The sequence below is a fragment of the Heyndrickxia sp. NPDC080065 genome (assembly GCF_050281185.1).
Classification (GTDB): Bacteria; Bacillota; Bacilli; order Bacillales; family Bacillaceae_C; genus Heyndrickxia.
Window position 1 is genome coordinate 101693 of record NZ_JBNNWS010000004.1, and the last position, 15826, is coordinate 117518.

Sequence of the window (15826 nt, forward strand, 5' to 3'; positions counted from 1 at the left end):
TTTGTGAAAAACTGCTATTTAGAATTAACGAAGACATGGCGATTTTTATATAAATAATCCCAACCAGACCAGATTGTAAAAAATAATGAAATCCACAATGCAATATTCGCTAATGGAAATCCATCTTCCCCAAAAGGAAAATTATGCAGAAGCATTAATACAATAGCGATAGTTTGGGTCCACATTTTTATTTTCCCCGGCATAGCGGCAGCTACAACTTCACCTTCACTAGCTGCTAAAATAGCTCTCAGGCCAGTTACTGCGAATTCACGACTAATAATGATAATAATAATCCACGATGGTGCGGTACCTAGTTCTACTAAAATGATAAAAGCAGCAGAAACAAGTAATTTGTCAGCTAAAGGATCTAAAAACTTCCCTAAATTCGTTACTAAATTATGTTTTCTTGCATAATGACCATCAATCCAGTCAGTAACAGAAGCAAGAATATAAATAATAGCAGCTACAAAATGAGTGACAGGCATTTGTGCATTCATAAGCTCAATACTGCCCCAATTAAAAGGTGCAACCATGATAATAACGAAGATTGGTATTAAACAAACACGTAAAACAGTAATTTTATTTGGTAAATTCACAGATACTTCCTCCATCATCAATTTCTAATAAGAATAGAAATAGTATATCAAAACCTAATTAGAATTTATTAAAAACAATATTACGCTAGCGTATTGTACTTTATATAAATTATTATCTCCCAATAGAATTTATAAAAGCAAGAAAAATAGTCATCTAATGATGACTATTCAGTTTTAGACGGTTCAAATTGAATTGTTATGTACTGATGTACAATATCATTAGGAGAGACTGCAAAATCAATTTTTTCGTCATTAACATAGATTTCTGTTTCAGTCGTTCTTCCTATGTTAAGTATTGCTTTGTCTTCATTTGAAAAATCAATTGTTTGACTCTTCCCATTATTGATCGTTCCATTGAATAATGACTGACCTTTTCCATTTTTAATTTCAAGCCATGGTTCGCCTGTTGAAACAATCTTTAACTCAAATTTGTCTGTATTCGACAATTGATAAGTAGTGTTGTTTCCAATTGTACTAACTGCTTTTATCTCTTGAACAGGTTTTTCTTGTTCCTTTGTAGTATTTTCTTCATCTGAAGATTTCTCTTGATTTTTATTTTTCTCAGTGCTAGGTTTCGTTTGATTTTTTTCATTTGGTTTGTTTGTTTGCTGCACTTGCTCAACAGGGGTTTCCGTTGAATCACCGAGATTTCCCTTTGCATTAGAACCTGCATATTTAGATGCTAGGTACCATACAAGGACAATGGCAGCAAGTATAAAAACCGCAACAAGGATTTTGGGGAAAATTTCAAACATTTTAGATGTTCCTGGTGATACAGTTTTCCTAGTTTGGACACGCGAAATTTTCTCGGGTAAATCCTCATTATAAACTTGTGGTACTTCACTTTTATACTCATCAAATATTTGATCTGTTTCCAAGTCAACTGCTTCAGCATACTGCTTAATAAATGCCCGAACATAGAATTTTCCAGGCATCATATCATAATTTCCTTCTTCAATCCCTTTTAAATATCGCTTTTGTATTTTAGTAATTTCCTGCAAATCATCTAAACTAAGTCCTTTAGCTTGTCTTGCCTCTTTCAGTTTGCTTCCTAACTCCGTCACACAATAACACCTGCCAATCTAATAATCAAATCCACCAAAACCTGTATCGCTAAACATATTATTTTTTTGAATAACTTCATATGTAATTTCTTGATTCGGATTATCTCGTAACTCTATGATATAGTCAAAATCCTCCAAAGAGTATTCGGAATTTTGAACGAAAATATCCGGATGTTCTATGACCTTTACAGCAGGTAGTCGCATAATCTCTCTTACTAGCTGCCAATGTCTTTCATCTGCTCTTTGTGTTGAAACAATTCCATCTAAAATAAAAATATTATCAGAGCTATATTCATCTCTTATTAATTGATTCCGTATCGTTTGTTTTAATAAAGTAGAAGATACAAATAGCCATTTCTTATTTGCGCATACACTTGCTGCTACAACTGATTCCGTTTTCCCCACACGAGGCATCCCACGTATGCCAATTAATTTATGTCCTTCTTGCTTAAATAATTCAGCCATGAAATCAACAAGTAATCCTAATTCATCCCGAATAAAACGGAAGGTTTTTTTATCATCAGCATCACGCTGTATATATCGGCCATGCCTTACTGCTAATTTATCTCTTAATTTCGGTTCACGAAATTTTGTTATTTTAATTGTTTCCATCGTTGTTAATATAGACTCGAGTCTTGCTATTTGTTCATCATTTTTCACTAATAACAAGAGACCGCGCCTACCATCATCTACACCATTAATACTAATGATATTAATTGATAACATCCCTAACAAGGAGGAAATATCACCTAATAGACCTGGTCGGTTTATTTGAATTTCATATTCAAAATACCATTCTTTACGATCCATATAAACCCCCACCAAATATTTTTCTAACATCTAGGTTATATCATATATGATTTTTCATTAATATGAAAGGAAAAAGTAGCCTGTATTGTAGAAAAACACTACGAAACTTTCAAGATATTTGGAGTCAAAGGTTTGATTGGAAAAAGTCAGCGATATAGACGATTTCATTTATTGTCTTTTCCATTCTAAAATACTACTAGCAACACGAACAACTTAAATGTTGTTACATGATAAAAAAAGAGGGGTATATCCCCTCCATTGAATTTATTCCTATTGTTGTTGTGTTCCATTATTTTGGACAAGCTTTACCATTATACTCGCAATTGCCTGCTGCTCATCTTGGGAAGCAACGGACCAGAGATCAGCAAGTACTCGTTGTTGTTCATTTTTTGGATCGACCTGCTGTGAAAGATAATCACCCACTTGTTCTGCTAATCCATTAATTGTGTCCTGTGACATCCCTTGTTGTTTCGCTTGATTTAATCGATCTCCCAGAAAGTTTTTCCATTGATCCCAGTTTTCTAAAACAGACATCATTCGAACCTCCTTATATTAAGTTCGAAGTTATTTTGCTCTTTACAGATTTATTTTATACACATTTTTTACGTATACCATCCGCCATTTACCGCTAATACCTGCCCAGATATGTAAGATGCCTTTTCAGAAAGTAAAAATAGAATCGTTTCAGCAATTTCATCAGGTCTTGCTAATCTTCCCATAGGAATTTCTTCTTCTAACATTTGTAGATCTTCAGCTGTAAACATATCAAGCATCTGCGTCTTTACGGCTCCAGGAGCAACAGCATTGATCCTTACACCATTCCTTGCCACTTCTTTGCTTAGCGCTTTTACAAAAGAAATTTGAGCTCCTTTTGCAGTAGAGTAAACAACTTCACAGGAAGCACCCGTTTGCCCCCAAATTGAACTAACTAATACAATATGTGAACGAGTATTTTTCATTAATTTAGGCAATAAACTTTTAATAATAACCATAGGTGCATATACATGGACCTTCCACATGCTTTCAAAAACCTGTTCATTTGTATCAACAAATAATCCATAGTGGGATATCCCACTAACGTAACAAATCGCATCTATGTGAAAAATATTGTTTAAAAGCTTAGAAATCCCTTCATCTGTTGAAAGATCTGCTTGAATCGGAATCATCTCAATTTTGTAATTTTCAAGCTTCCTTATTAATCGATCCATTGCCGCTTTGTTTTTATTGTAATGAAGATATAAATTCCAGCCATCCTTTGCCATGGCAATCGCAGTTGCTGAGCCTATCCCTCCGCTTGCTCCAGTAATTAACGCAAATTTTTTCATGATCTTTCTCTCCTAATTCGTTGCACTTTACTAATAGATAAACAAGAAAAACCCGGAAACTACCGAGTTTTTCCCTCTAAATCATTTTAAACGTCCCAGCTAACATTAAAATCGTTTTTATTTATTCGGAACAACCTGACAAACAGTGAAACGATCTTCTTCAAAGAAACGTTCAGCAGATTTTTTCAAATCTGTAAAAGTGATTTCTTCTAATGAAGGCACTACATCAAAAAGATTCATTTCGTTGAAAGCATATCTTGTAAACTGATTCGCGATAAAATCTGGAGAATTTAACTGCCGTAAGAATCCTCCAATTTTCTTTTTCTTCGTTCTTTCCAACGCCTCTTCAGTAAAATGCTGACCATTTTTTGCTTCTAACATAATTTTTTGCAGCCTATTGGCTAACTCATCTGGATTTTCAGTATCCCCTCCAACCATAGAGAAGCCGAAGCCACCTTCTTGAGTATAGTCATAGGAGAAAGTTTCATCAATTAATCCTTCATTATATAATTCAAAATAATTTTTTGAGCTTTTCCCGAAGAGAATGTCTAATAATATATTTATCGTTAGTTCATTTTTAAGCATTTCTTTACCACTTTGATTTACATCGCATGCTTTTACTCCAACTAAACATTTTGGTGTTTGAACATTCATACGCAGTACACGCTTTTTCTCGGCTACTTGTGAAGGCTCTTCTTCAAACCGGCGTTTAATTTCTGGCATGTCTTTATAATCTTTTTTATTTTGATTATCACGAATTAGAGTCATTGTTTGCTCAGGATCAATAGCTCCAACGACAAAGATAAGCATATTACTTGGGTGATAGAAGGTATGATAACACTCATATAAAAGCTTATCTGTTATCGGAGAAATCGATTCAATTGTACCAGCAATATCAATTTTTACTGGATGGTGCTGATACATATTTTCAATTACTCCAAAATATAAACGCCAATCAGGGTTATCATCATACATCGTTATTTCTTGACCGATGATCCCTTTTTCTTTTTCTACAGTCTTTTCAGTAAAATATGGACTTTGCACCATATCGATTAACGTTTCTAAATTTTTTTCTACATTTGAAGTACTAGAGAACAAATAAGCTGTTCGGTTAAAAGTAGTAAATGCATTTGCAGATGCACCTTGCTTACTAAATTGCTGAAAGACATCTCCATCTTCTTTTTCAAATAGTTTATGCTCTAAAAAATGTGCAATTCCATCTGGGACATGTTTATAATCCTTTGATTCTAATGGGATAAAGTCATTATCTATTGACCCATATTTTGTTGTAAATGTTGCAAAAGTCTTACTAAAGCCTTTTTTAGGTAACACATAGACATCAAGTCCATTAGACATTTTTTCATAATAAAGTGTTTCATCTAATTGTTCAAATACAATTTCTTTCATGCTTCATTTCCCTCCATTCCTGTTAAGAAATAGATTGTGTCTAACTCAATTTTTTCTGCCACTTTAATGATATCTTGCTTTGTCACTTTAATTATCCCCTGTATCCAATCATTGACAGTTAATTTTTGTTGAGCAATTACATTATGATATAGTATTTCGACTAAGCCTCTGGATGTGTCGGTGGTTTCTAATAGTTGATTATTTATAACCGCTTTCGTTTGTTCAATTTCTTGTTCTGAAAAATCTCCTTTTTTCATTGCATCCATTTGTTCACGAATGATCGTGACAGCTTGATCATAATTTTTTGCTTCTATTCCACTCATTACCATTAATAAGCCTTTATGACTCTCAAGTCGACTTGCAGCATAATAAGCAAGACTCGCTTTCTCACGAACATTAATAAAAAGCTTGGAATGTGAAAAGCCGCCAAAAATTCCGTTAAATAATTGAAGGGCAAAATAATCATTATCGCCAAATATTACATTTGTTCTGTATCCGATGTTAAGCTTTCCTTGTTTAACATCTTGCTTTTCCTTTATTTCTTTAACTTTCTCAACTTGGATACTTTGTTTGTTTTCAAATGGGTGCGATGTTCTATTTTCAAAATTTAGATTTTCACAAAACATTTCAACTTCTATTTCATCAACATCACCAATGATATATAAATGTAATTCGTCTTCATTTATTGCTTTTTGGTAATAATCAAATAATGTTTTCGGTGTTATTTCTTCTACTTTCTCAAGCTTACCATTGGCATCCAATGCATATGGTTCATCTTTGCACATCTCTTCAACAAGTCGGACACTCGAATATCTCATTTTATCATCATAAATAGATTGAATTCTTTGCTTGAGTGTCCTTTTTTCTTTCTCAACTGTTTCTGGATGAAAAGAATTATTTTCGATATTTGGATTCAATAAAACCTCTGACAAGAAATTTATCGCTTTTTGAAGCAATGGTGTAGAATCTTTGAGGAACTTTTCGTTGGCAATATCCACTGAAAAAGACATAATATGCTGCTCACCTTTTTTAGCTAAGTCAACAAAAAAACCAGCACCGTATAAATCGTCTAAATAAGTTCTTAAGGCAGTAGTTGTCGGATATTGTTTCGTACTGCTTTGTAAAACATTTGGTAAGAGCGCACGAAGTGTTACCGTCTCTTCGGAAAGAGGTGCTTTCATTTTCCAGACAAGTGTATTTGTTTTATATTTACTTGTTTTTACAATATGTAGCGTGTAACCGTTTTTCTTAGTAGTAATTTCATCTGCTATCGCCATAGCCATGCCTCCTTTAACTTACTTTTATTATTTTGTTATGTAGTTATCCTTACTATACATGTTAATGTTCATGTCCTACAAGTATTTACCTTTTGTACCAGTTATTTTTATTAATATCATTTGGGTTTAAACTTTTTAGACGCAAAAAAGACTCCGAAAAATTCGGAGCCTTCAATAAAAAACTATCTTTGTCCTTTGATATAAGGAATACCACTGGCTTTTGGTGCATCAGCACGTCCTATGAATCCAGCCAGAGCTAATATAGTTAATACATATGGTGCAATCAATAAATAAACACTCGGGATATCCTTAAGGAACGGGATATCTCCTCCTATAATACTTAAGCTTTGGGCAAATCCAAAGAACAATGCAGCTCCCATTGCACCTAATGGATGCCATTTACCAAAAATCATTGCGGCTAAAGCCATAAATCCTTGTCCAGCAATCGTTGAATGACTGAAATCTAGTGTGATCGTCTGTGAATATACTGCTCCACCAAGTCCACCAAATACGCCTGATAACATTACCCCTATATATCGCATTTTCGTTACATTAATTCCCATTGTATCTGCTGCTGCAGGATGCTCCCCTACAGATCGAAGTCTTAATCCAAAAGGAGTTTTATAGATAACAAACCAAACAACAAAAGACATTATGATTGCTAGATAGGATGCGTATGTTACATTACTAAACAACAGTTTACCAATAACCGGAATATCACTGAGAAAAGGGATGTCAATTTTACGAAAATTTTCTGTAATAAAATCAGTTTGTCCCTTATCATACCACTTCTTCACTAGAAACAATGATAACCCTAATGCAAAAAAGTTTATTGCAACACCACTTACCGTTTGATCTGCTCTAAATGTTATTGATGCAACGGCATGTAATAATGCTACAATTGCTCCAGCAATCATAGCTATAATTAAAGCAATCCATGGGGTAGCTTCTCCGAAGGTTTTTGCAAAAGTTAAATTAAAAACGATAGAACTAAAAGCCCCGATAATCATTAGCCCTTCTAAACCGATATTAACAACTCCTGATCGTTCAGAGAAAACTCCACCTAATGCAGTGAAAATAAGCGGAGCAGCTACTAAAAGGGATGAAGTAATGATAATTTCAAGTGCAGTCATTAAATCCACTTATTTCACCTCCTTTTTAAAACGAGTAATAATCCATTTAATCATATAGCTTGAAGCTACAAAGAAGATTATTAATGCAATTACGATTTCTACAAGTTCATTTGGCACTCCAGCTTCAATTGGCATATTTAGAGATCCAACCTTTAAACCGCCAAAAAGAATAGATGCAATTACAACTCCAAAGGCTGTGTTTCCACCTAAAAGGGCGACGGCAATTCCGTCGAAACCTACACCAGAGAAGCTTGATTGTATAAATGCCATTCCAAAGGTCCCAAGTCCTTGCATTGCTCCAGCTAGACCAGCAAATGCCCCTGAAATAACCATCGACTGCATAATATTTTTATTTACATTCATCCCTGCATATTGAGAAGCATGCTGGTTAAACCCAACTGATCGGAGTTCATACCCTTTCGTTGTTTTTTCAAGTAAAAACCACATAATAATTGCGGCAATAATTGCAAGATAGATTCCATTATGAAGACTTGAATAGTCTGTAATGCTTTGTAAAAAGTCTGATTTTAATGAAGCAGACTTTGGAATTTCCACAGTCGTATCTGCTTGTTTAGTAAGAACATTACGAATAATAGCATTAGTTACATGTAAAGCGATATAGTTCATCATAATTGTAACAATTACTTCATGAACTCGAAACCTTGCTTTTAGAAAACCAGGGATAAATCCCCAAAGTGCACCTGCAAGAGCAGCGGCAATAATTGCAAGTGGTAAGTGGATGAATTTTGGTAAATCAAAGGCTAGTCCAACCCAAACAGATACTACCCAGCCAACAAGAAGCTGTCCTTCTACACCGATATTAAATAGACCTGTTCTGAAAGCAAAAGCTACCGCTAAGCCAGCAAAAATATATGGTGTGACTTGGCGAAGGGTTTCTCCAATATAAAAGGAGTCCCCAAATGCACCATTCCACAATGCAAGATAACCATCTATCGGATTATATCCACTGATTAGCATAATAATAGCCCCTGCGATCAATCCTAATAAAACAGAAACAATTGGTATTAAAATATTTAATAAACGATTAGACATTCGCTTTTTCACCTGCTCCCTGACCCTTGGATCCTGCCATTAATAATCCAAGTTCTTGTTCTGATGTCGTTTTTGGATCTACAATATCAACAATCTTACCTTCGTAAATAACGGCTATTCGATCACTTACATTTAAAACTTCATCAAGTTCAAAGGAAATTAATAATACTGCTTTTCCATTGTCACGCTGTTCAATTAGACGTTTATGAATAAATTCAATTGCACCAACATCTAAGCCCCTTGTAGGCTGTGCTGCAATTAAAAGATCAGGATTCCTGTCAAACTCACGGCCAATAATTGCTTTTTGTTGATTTCCTCCAGATAATGAACGTGCTAATGTAAATTCACTAGGTGTACGAACATCAAACTCTTGAATAAGCTTGGTCGCTTTTTTGTATATTTGTTTAAAATTTAAAATACCGCCTTTTGAAAAAGGCTTTTGATAATAAGTTTGCAAAACAATATTTTCGCCAATTGGAAAATCAAGAACCAGACCATGTTTATGACGATCTTCAGGAATATGTCCAACACCGGATTCCGTAATTTTCCGAGGCTTTAAATTACGTATCTCTTTTCCATTAATCTTGATAGAGCCGCTTTCAGATTTACGAAGGCCAGTGATTGCTTCAATTAGCTCAGTTTGACCATTTCCATCAACACCAGCAATCCCTACTATTTCACCGGAACGGACATTTAAATCTAATCCTCGAACAGCTTGTACCCCTCTAAGGTCTTTTACTACTAAATCTTTTATTTCCAATACATTGTTTGTTGGACTAGCCGCCTTCTTTTCTGTTTTAAAAACTACCTCACGACCAACCATTAAATTTGCAAGTTCATTTGGATTTGTTTCCTTAACATTTACTGTCCCAATTCCTTTACCTTTACGGATAACAGTAACTCGATCACAAACTTCCATTATTTCTTTTAATTTGTGCGTAATTAAAATGATCGATTTTCCTTCTTTTATTAACGTTTTCATTATTTGAATAAGTTCTGTAATTTCTTGAGGCGTTAAAACAGCTGTTGGTTCATCAAAAATGATGATTTCGGCCCCTCGGTATAATGTTTTTAAAATTTCTACTCTTTGCTGCATTCCAACAGAGATATCTGCTATTTTTGCCCTTGGGTTAACCGCTAAACCATACTTTTCTGAAATTTCTCGAACTTCTTTTTCTGCTTTTTTAATATCAATCGTACCAGATGATTTTGGTTCTTTACCGAGAATAATATTTTCTGTAACAGTAAATGTATCCACCAACATAAAATGCTGATGAACCATACCAATCCCTAGATCATTAGCAATGTTTGGATTAGTTATTTTAACCGCTTTCCCATTTACACGAATTTCTCCTTTTTCTGGTTGATACAAACCGAAAAGAACGTTCATTAATGTTGATTTTCCTGCCCCATTTTCGCCTAAAAGAGCGTGAATCTCCCCTTTTTTCAGTTGCAGTGTTATGTTATCATTTGCAACAATTCCTGGAAATTCTTTTCGAATACCGAGCATCTCTATTACATATTCCACTCTTTTCACTCCTTAAAAAAGGTAAACGCTATTTTTCTAAAACTTATAGCTTAAACAATATACATCGTACAGTGTATAATTCCTACATTATTACTTTAAAGGGATTCTAAAAAATTCTAAATGAAAAGTAAAATGCAAACCAATAGTTTTTACTTTTCAGTTAAAACTTTTTTGTGGGATTGAAACCAAGTTTCAATCCCACTTTTAATAAAATTATTTAGTAGGTTTTAAAGGTACTTTGACTTCACCATTAATAATCTTTTGCTTCCATTCGTCAACAGCTTTTAATACGTCAGGAGATACATTATCTTGTGATGGAGAAATTCCTACAGCGTCTTCTTTTAAGCCGTATTCAATCTGTTTACCGCCAGGGAAGTTACCATCCATTGCTTTTTTAGATAAATCTTTCACTGCTAAGTCTACACGCTTGATCATGGATGTTAATGTTACACTATCCTTACCATTGTATTTGCCTTCTTCCACTTGGTCACGGTCAACACCGATTACCCAAATGTTTTTACTTGGATCTTTTTGTTTGATGTTTTTAGCTTCTGTAAAAACACCAACACCAGTTCCACCTGCAGCATGATATATAATATCAATACCAGATTGATACATTGCTGCTGCCATAGATTGACCTTTATCCGCTTTGTCGAATGCACCTGCAAAGTCAATTTTAATATCAGCTTTAGGGTTAACCGCTTTCACACCTGCTTGGAATCCAGCAGCAAATTTATTAATTAAGTCACTATCTGTACCGCCAATAAAGCCAACTTTATTTGTTTTTGTCGTTAAACCTGCTACTACACCAACAAGGAAAGAGCCTTCATGTTCTTTAAATGTAATGCTTGCTACATTGTTTTTACCGGTAATAACATCATCAACAATGGCAAAATGGCTATTTTTACGTTGGTCAGCAATTTCTTCAATTGCAGGTTTTAGTATATAACCAATACCATATGTTAAATCGAATCCGTTACGAACAGCTGTGTTTAAGTTTGTTTTATAATCTGAAGGTGATTTTGATTGAAGATAGTCATAACCTTTTGTACCTTTTGTCAAACCATTTTCTTTACCAAACTCTTCAAGACCTTCCCATGCAGATTGGTTAAATGATTTGTCATCAACTCCACCGACATCTGTAACTAAAGCAACTGTGAAGTTTCCTTTCTTTTCATTCTTACCAGTTGTACCTTGTCCTTTGTCACTTGTACCACAAGCACCTAAAAGTGTTCCTGCAGCTAATACTAGTGAGAGAGCGAAACCGATTTTACGCTTTTTCACTTTTTGAACCCCCTATTTTTTGATTTAATTAGGTAGAAGCTAAATTCGTTTTCGAACGACATGAAAACTGAATTTATCCGCTTTAAAATAGTTAACAGAGTATAGGATCGGTTTTTCATCTTCATTGTAATGAAGCTGTTTTAGAACTAATAAAGCGGTTTCTGGATCACATTCAAGAATTGGCGATACCTTTTCGTGGTAGCCAATTGGTACAATTTGAGTAATTGCATGAGTGATCTTTTTCCCGTTTGTTTGTTCTAAAATATCAAAAAGAGAACCGTCATGATAAGAATATTCCCTAGAAAAAAAATTATCCGGTATTTTATCAATACAGTATACAACCGGATTGCCATTAGCTGTTCTTACTCTTTCAATGACTGCAATTTCATCCTCTTCACCACATGAAAAACGACTGATATCCTCCTCGGTTGGCATTTGGGTCTTTGAACTTAAGAATATAGTTCCTGGTTCCATTCCACCTTGTTTAATCATGTCGGTAACACTGCATAATTGTTCAATTCCTGAAGTAAATAAAGGCTTTGGATTAACAAATGTACCGACACCATGACGACGAGTGATAGCGTTTTCTTCTTCTAGAATCCGAAGTGCTTCTCGTAGTGTCGCTCGGCTAACACCAAGCTGCTTTGCTAAGTCAAATTCAGATGGTAATTTTTCTTTTTCTTTATATACTCCAGCATCGATGTCTTTTTTAAGACGATCAATCACTTGAAGATATAGATGTCGACTATCTGTTTTAATTAACATAAATGGAAACCACCAAACTTTCGTAAGACATCAGACCTTTGAGCTATTTTACCTACTAATCGAAAATACTATACCATTTTTTCAGCAGTTAATAAATATAAATTTTTCATTTTGTCGAAAAATAGCGATAAGATAAAAGATTTATTACAATTAATTAAAAAGTGCGGAAATCCTTTTATTTCCGCACTTTCCAATCTTATGATGTTTGTTCTTCTGATGGTTTTGGAACGAGAACGGCACGAGGTTTGCTTCCTTCATAAGGACCCACTACTCCCCTAACTTCCATTTCATCAATTAATCTTGCGGCTCTTGTATAGCCAATGCGAAAACGACGTTGTAGCATTGATACAGAAGCTGTTTGCATTTCAGCAATTAGCTGAACCGCATCATCATACAATTCGTCATCTACTTCTTCAACCAATTCTGGAACATCGTCTGGAATCATTTCTTCTTGATATTGTGCTTTTTGTTGAGAGATGACAAAGTCTACCACTTCTTCAACTTCCTCATCAGATAAAAATGCCCCTTGAACACGAACTGGTTTAGATGCACCAACAGGAAGAAAGAGCATATCACCTCTTCCTAAGAGCTTTTCAGCTCCTCCCATATCAAGAATGGTTCGGGAATCCGTTGCGGATGAGACAGCAAAGGCGATTCTTGAAGGAATGTTCGCTTTAATGACCCCCGTAATTACATCTACGGAAGGTCGTTGAGTTGCAATAATTAAATGAATACCAGCTGCACGAGCCATTTGAGCTAGTCTTGTTATTGAATCCTCTACATCATTAGATGCTACCATCATTAAATCTGCAAGCTCGTCCACAATAACTACAATATATGGTAATAGTGGTTGTTTTTCACCAGTTTCAACATTATGTTTTTTCACATGCTCATTATAACCTTCAATATTTCTTGTTCCAGTATGCGAAAACAATTCATAACGGCGTTCCATTTCACTTACCACTTTTTTTAATGCTTGTGATGCCTTTTTTGCATCGGTTACGACTGGAGCCAATAAATGTGGAACACCATTATATACATTTAATTCTACCATTTTAGGATCTACCATCATTAATTTCACTTCATGTGGTTTGGCTCTCATTAAAATACTAGTGATGATGCCATTTATACATACACTTTTACCGCTGCCTGTGGCACCTGCTACAAGTAAATGAGGCATTTTATTTAGCTCAGCTAGAACTGCTTCACCAGTAATATCCCTGCCCAAGCCAATTTGTAATTTTGATTCGGGTTTATCTAATTCCTTTGGTTCTAAAACTTCACGGAGTGATACAACAGCCACTTCGGAATTTGGCACTTCTATACCAATGGCAGATTTCCCAGGAATAGGTGCCTCCATTCGAATGTCTTTAGCAGCAAGCGCTAATGCAATATCATCACTTAAACTAACAATTTTACTTACCTTAACCCCAACATCTGGATGTACCTCATATTTTGTTACTGCTGGACCAAGATGTACCTGAGTAACCCGAGCTTTCACTCCAAAGCTTTGAAAGGTACGCTCAAGTTTTGCTGCATTTGCATGAATTAAATTGTACTCACTACTTTGATCGGTTGCCTTCGGTCTCTTTAATAAAGTGATTGGAGGTAGTTGATATGCCTCATTTTCCACCTCTGTAAAAGTAATATTTGGAGCACCATCATCTTCAATTGCTTTATGATTTGTTTGCGGAGTTACTTTTGGGTTATCTTCAGGTAGTTGAATTATTTTTTCTTCTTCATTAGGAGTAAATGTTCTTTCAGTAAAACTGGAGATAATAGGTTTTAATTCTTTTTCTTTTTCCGGTTCTACTAAAGAATGATTCTGTTCAGCTTTATTATGTATATTTGCTTCTAATCGTTTCTTTTCTCTTTTTTCTTTTCGATCATTTTTCCAGCCTTGTAAATCTTGTTTTGATGCTTCCCACTGCTGATTTGCAAACTCCTTCATTCGATGGCCTATTTTTTCAAATAGAACTCCAAATGATTTTCCGGTAATGAGGACAAACCCAATCATCATTAAAACAATACATAGGATTTTTGTACCTAATGAATCAAATAGAAAATGGGAAACAGCAAAAAGAACAGCACCAATTATTCCACCTCCCATATCTGGAGATGAGGTTTCTCCTCTTACTTCTTGCCAAAAAAGTTCCCAAGTACTCTGAATTACACTTGGATTTTTTATATGTCCCGAGCGAGTTAATAATTCGAATAACTTTACATGACTTAATAGTAATAAGCTTATAATAAAAATATATATTCCACATAACCTTCGTCCAAAAAAGTACGGCCAGCCTCTCTTAATCATTAAATAAACAGCTAACCAAATCAAACAGACTAAAGCGATCATGTACCATTCTCCAAGAAAAAAACGAAAAAAGTACACAAATGCTTTACCAACTGCTCCAAGCTTAATAATTGAAATTAAACTAAGAGCGATTAATATTATCCCTACTAATTCAAATCGGATATTTGTTTTTATTTGCTCAGATTTCTTGCTCCGCCTCTTTCTTTTCGCCATTTATTTCACCCTCACGAATACCTTAAATTAATGTAAATAAGAAGGAAGCAGCCAATACTGGCTGCTTACTTTTTTCCTTATTATAGCATAACCTTCTATCGAACGGGAATTTCTCTAGTAAAATGATATCATCTGACCAGGAGTTATGTCGCCCCTCAAGAAATCGACGGGATTACTGCTTAATACTCGTACTACTCGATAATTATTTTCCATTTGTTCCACTAGTATTGGAATACCATTATACATAATTTCCTTATAATTAGAGAATTCACTGCTGTCTATTGGGAAAACCAAATCATGTGGGATTATAGTATATAGAATCATTGAATAATACCTTCCGAACTGTTTTGAGTTTTATTTAGCTTTATTAATTCATTTAATTTTTTCAATGCTTTCCCTACTCCTCCCACTTCATCGATTAATCCCGATTTTACAGCGTCGTCCCCAATTACATTTGTCCCAATGTCTCTTGTTAGATTTCCTTTAGCAAACATTAATTCCTTAAATACTTCTTCGTCAATTTTCGAATGTTGTTTAACGAAGTTTATTACTCTTTCTTGCATTTTATCAAGATATTCAAAGGTTTGAGGTACACCGATCACTAGTCCTGTTAAACGAATCGGATGAATCGTCATTGTAGCCGTCGCAGCAATAAATGAATAATCACAGGATACTGCAATTGGTACACCAATAGAATGCCCCCCTCCAAGCACAATAGAAACTGTTGGTTTAGATAAGGAGGCAAGCATTTCTGATATAGCTAGTCCCGCTTCTACATCTCCTCCAACTGTATTTAATATGACTAGAAGGCCTTCTATTTTAGGATTTTGTTCAATTGCAACGATTTGAGGAATGACATGCTCATATTTAGTCGTTTTATTTTGAGGCGGCAGTTGAATATGTCCCTCAATTTGTCCCACAATTGTTAAACAGTGTATATTTGTATCTTGTGATAATTGTGGGACATTTGTTTGGCCCAGCTGTTGTATTTTATCAATTATTTCAGATTTATTTTCCTTATTCTCATCTTGCTTTTCAGGTGATGGCTGCTCCATTCGAA

The 15826-nt window shown here is 34.8% G+C and carries 15 protein-coding genes; all 15 read right to left on the minus strand.

What is annotated here, in order from left to right:
- Positions 1-14: 14 nt before the first annotated feature.
- The 15 genes from pgsA to ACQKP0_RS05625 all read right to left on the minus strand — a co-directional run bounded on the left by pgsA (position 15) and on the right by ACQKP0_RS05625 (position 15821).
- The gene (gene pgsA / locus ACQKP0_RS05555; protein WP_427404821.1) at positions 15-596 is read right to left on the minus strand and encodes a CDP-diacylglycerol--glycerol-3-phosphate 3-phosphatidyltransferase; all 582 of its coding nucleotides are present in this window, start codon (positions 594-596) and stop codon (positions 15-17) included.
- A 164-nt stretch (positions 597-760) separates the two neighbouring features.
- Positions 761-1660, minus strand: a complete 900-nt coding sequence (locus tag ACQKP0_RS05560) for a helix-turn-helix domain-containing protein (protein WP_427404822.1) — start codon at positions 1658-1660, stop codon at positions 761-763.
- Positions 1661-1678: 18 nt separating this feature from the next.
- Positions 1679-2470 (minus strand): DUF3388 domain-containing protein, encoded by a 792-nt coding sequence (locus ACQKP0_RS05565; RefSeq protein ID WP_427404823.1) that lies wholly within the window; start codon positions 2468-2470, stop codon positions 1679-1681.
- Between the two features lie 270 nt (positions 2471-2740).
- A complete protein-coding gene (locus ACQKP0_RS05570; protein WP_427404824.1) occupies positions 2741-3004 on the minus strand; it encodes a DUF3243 domain-containing protein in 264 nt (87 codons plus the stop codon).
- A gap of 68 nt (positions 3005-3072) precedes the next feature.
- A complete protein-coding gene (gene ymfI / locus ACQKP0_RS05575) occupies positions 3073-3795 on the minus strand; it encodes an elongation factor P 5-aminopentanone reductase (RefSeq protein ID WP_427404825.1) in 723 nt (240 codons plus the stop codon).
- 117 nt (positions 3796-3912) lie between these two features.
- A complete protein-coding gene (gene yfmH, locus ACQKP0_RS05580; protein WP_427404826.1) occupies positions 3913-5202 on the minus strand; it encodes an EF-P 5-aminopentanol modification-associated protein YfmH in 1290 nt (429 codons plus the stop codon).
- Positions 5199-6479 carry an EF-P 5-aminopentanol modification-associated protein YfmF gene (gene yfmF / locus ACQKP0_RS05585; RefSeq protein ID WP_427404827.1) on the minus strand — a complete coding sequence of 427 codons (1281 nt, stop codon included), beginning with the start codon at positions 6477-6479 and terminating at the stop codon, positions 5199-5201. The genes yfmH and yfmF overlap by 4 nt, the downstream gene beginning before the upstream one ends.
- Positions 6480-6661: 182 nt before the next feature.
- Complete coding sequence (locus ACQKP0_RS05590) at positions 6662-7621, minus strand: ABC transporter permease (protein WP_427404828.1); 960 nt, start codon at positions 7619-7621, stop codon at positions 6662-6664.
- Positions 7622-8665, minus strand: coding sequence for an ABC transporter permease (locus ACQKP0_RS05595; protein ID WP_427404829.1), 1044 nt, complete (start codon positions 8663-8665; stop codon positions 7622-7624).
- A complete protein-coding gene (locus ACQKP0_RS05600; RefSeq protein ID WP_427404830.1) occupies positions 8658-10193 on the minus strand; it encodes an ABC transporter ATP-binding protein in 1536 nt (511 codons plus the stop codon). The genes ACQKP0_RS05595 and ACQKP0_RS05600 overlap by 8 nt, the downstream gene beginning before the upstream one ends.
- Before the next feature lie 213 nt (positions 10194-10406).
- A complete protein-coding gene (locus tag ACQKP0_RS05605) occupies positions 10407-11477 on the minus strand; it encodes a BMP family lipoprotein (protein WP_427404831.1) in 1071 nt (356 codons plus the stop codon).
- A 39-nt stretch (positions 11478-11516) separates the two neighbouring features.
- On the minus strand, positions 11517-12242 hold the full coding sequence (locus ACQKP0_RS05610) for a GntR family transcriptional regulator (RefSeq protein ID WP_427404832.1): 726 nt from the start codon (positions 12240-12242) through the stop codon (positions 11517-11519).
- Positions 12243-12438: 196 nt separating this feature from the next.
- Complete coding sequence (locus ACQKP0_RS05615) at positions 12439-14766, minus strand: DNA translocase FtsK (protein ID WP_427404833.1); 2328 nt, start codon at positions 14764-14766, stop codon at positions 12439-12441.
- 114 nt (positions 14767-14880) lie between these two features.
- Positions 14881-15090, minus strand: coding sequence for a YlzJ-like family protein (locus ACQKP0_RS05620; protein WP_427404834.1), 210 nt, complete (start codon positions 15088-15090; stop codon positions 14881-14883).
- On the minus strand, positions 15087-15821 hold the full coding sequence (locus ACQKP0_RS05625; protein WP_427405020.1) for a ClpP family protease: 735 nt from the start codon (positions 15819-15821) through the stop codon (positions 15087-15089). Before ACQKP0_RS05625 ends, ACQKP0_RS05620 begins: the two co-directional genes overlap by 4 nt.
- Between the last annotated feature and the right edge of the window lie 5 nt (positions 15822-15826).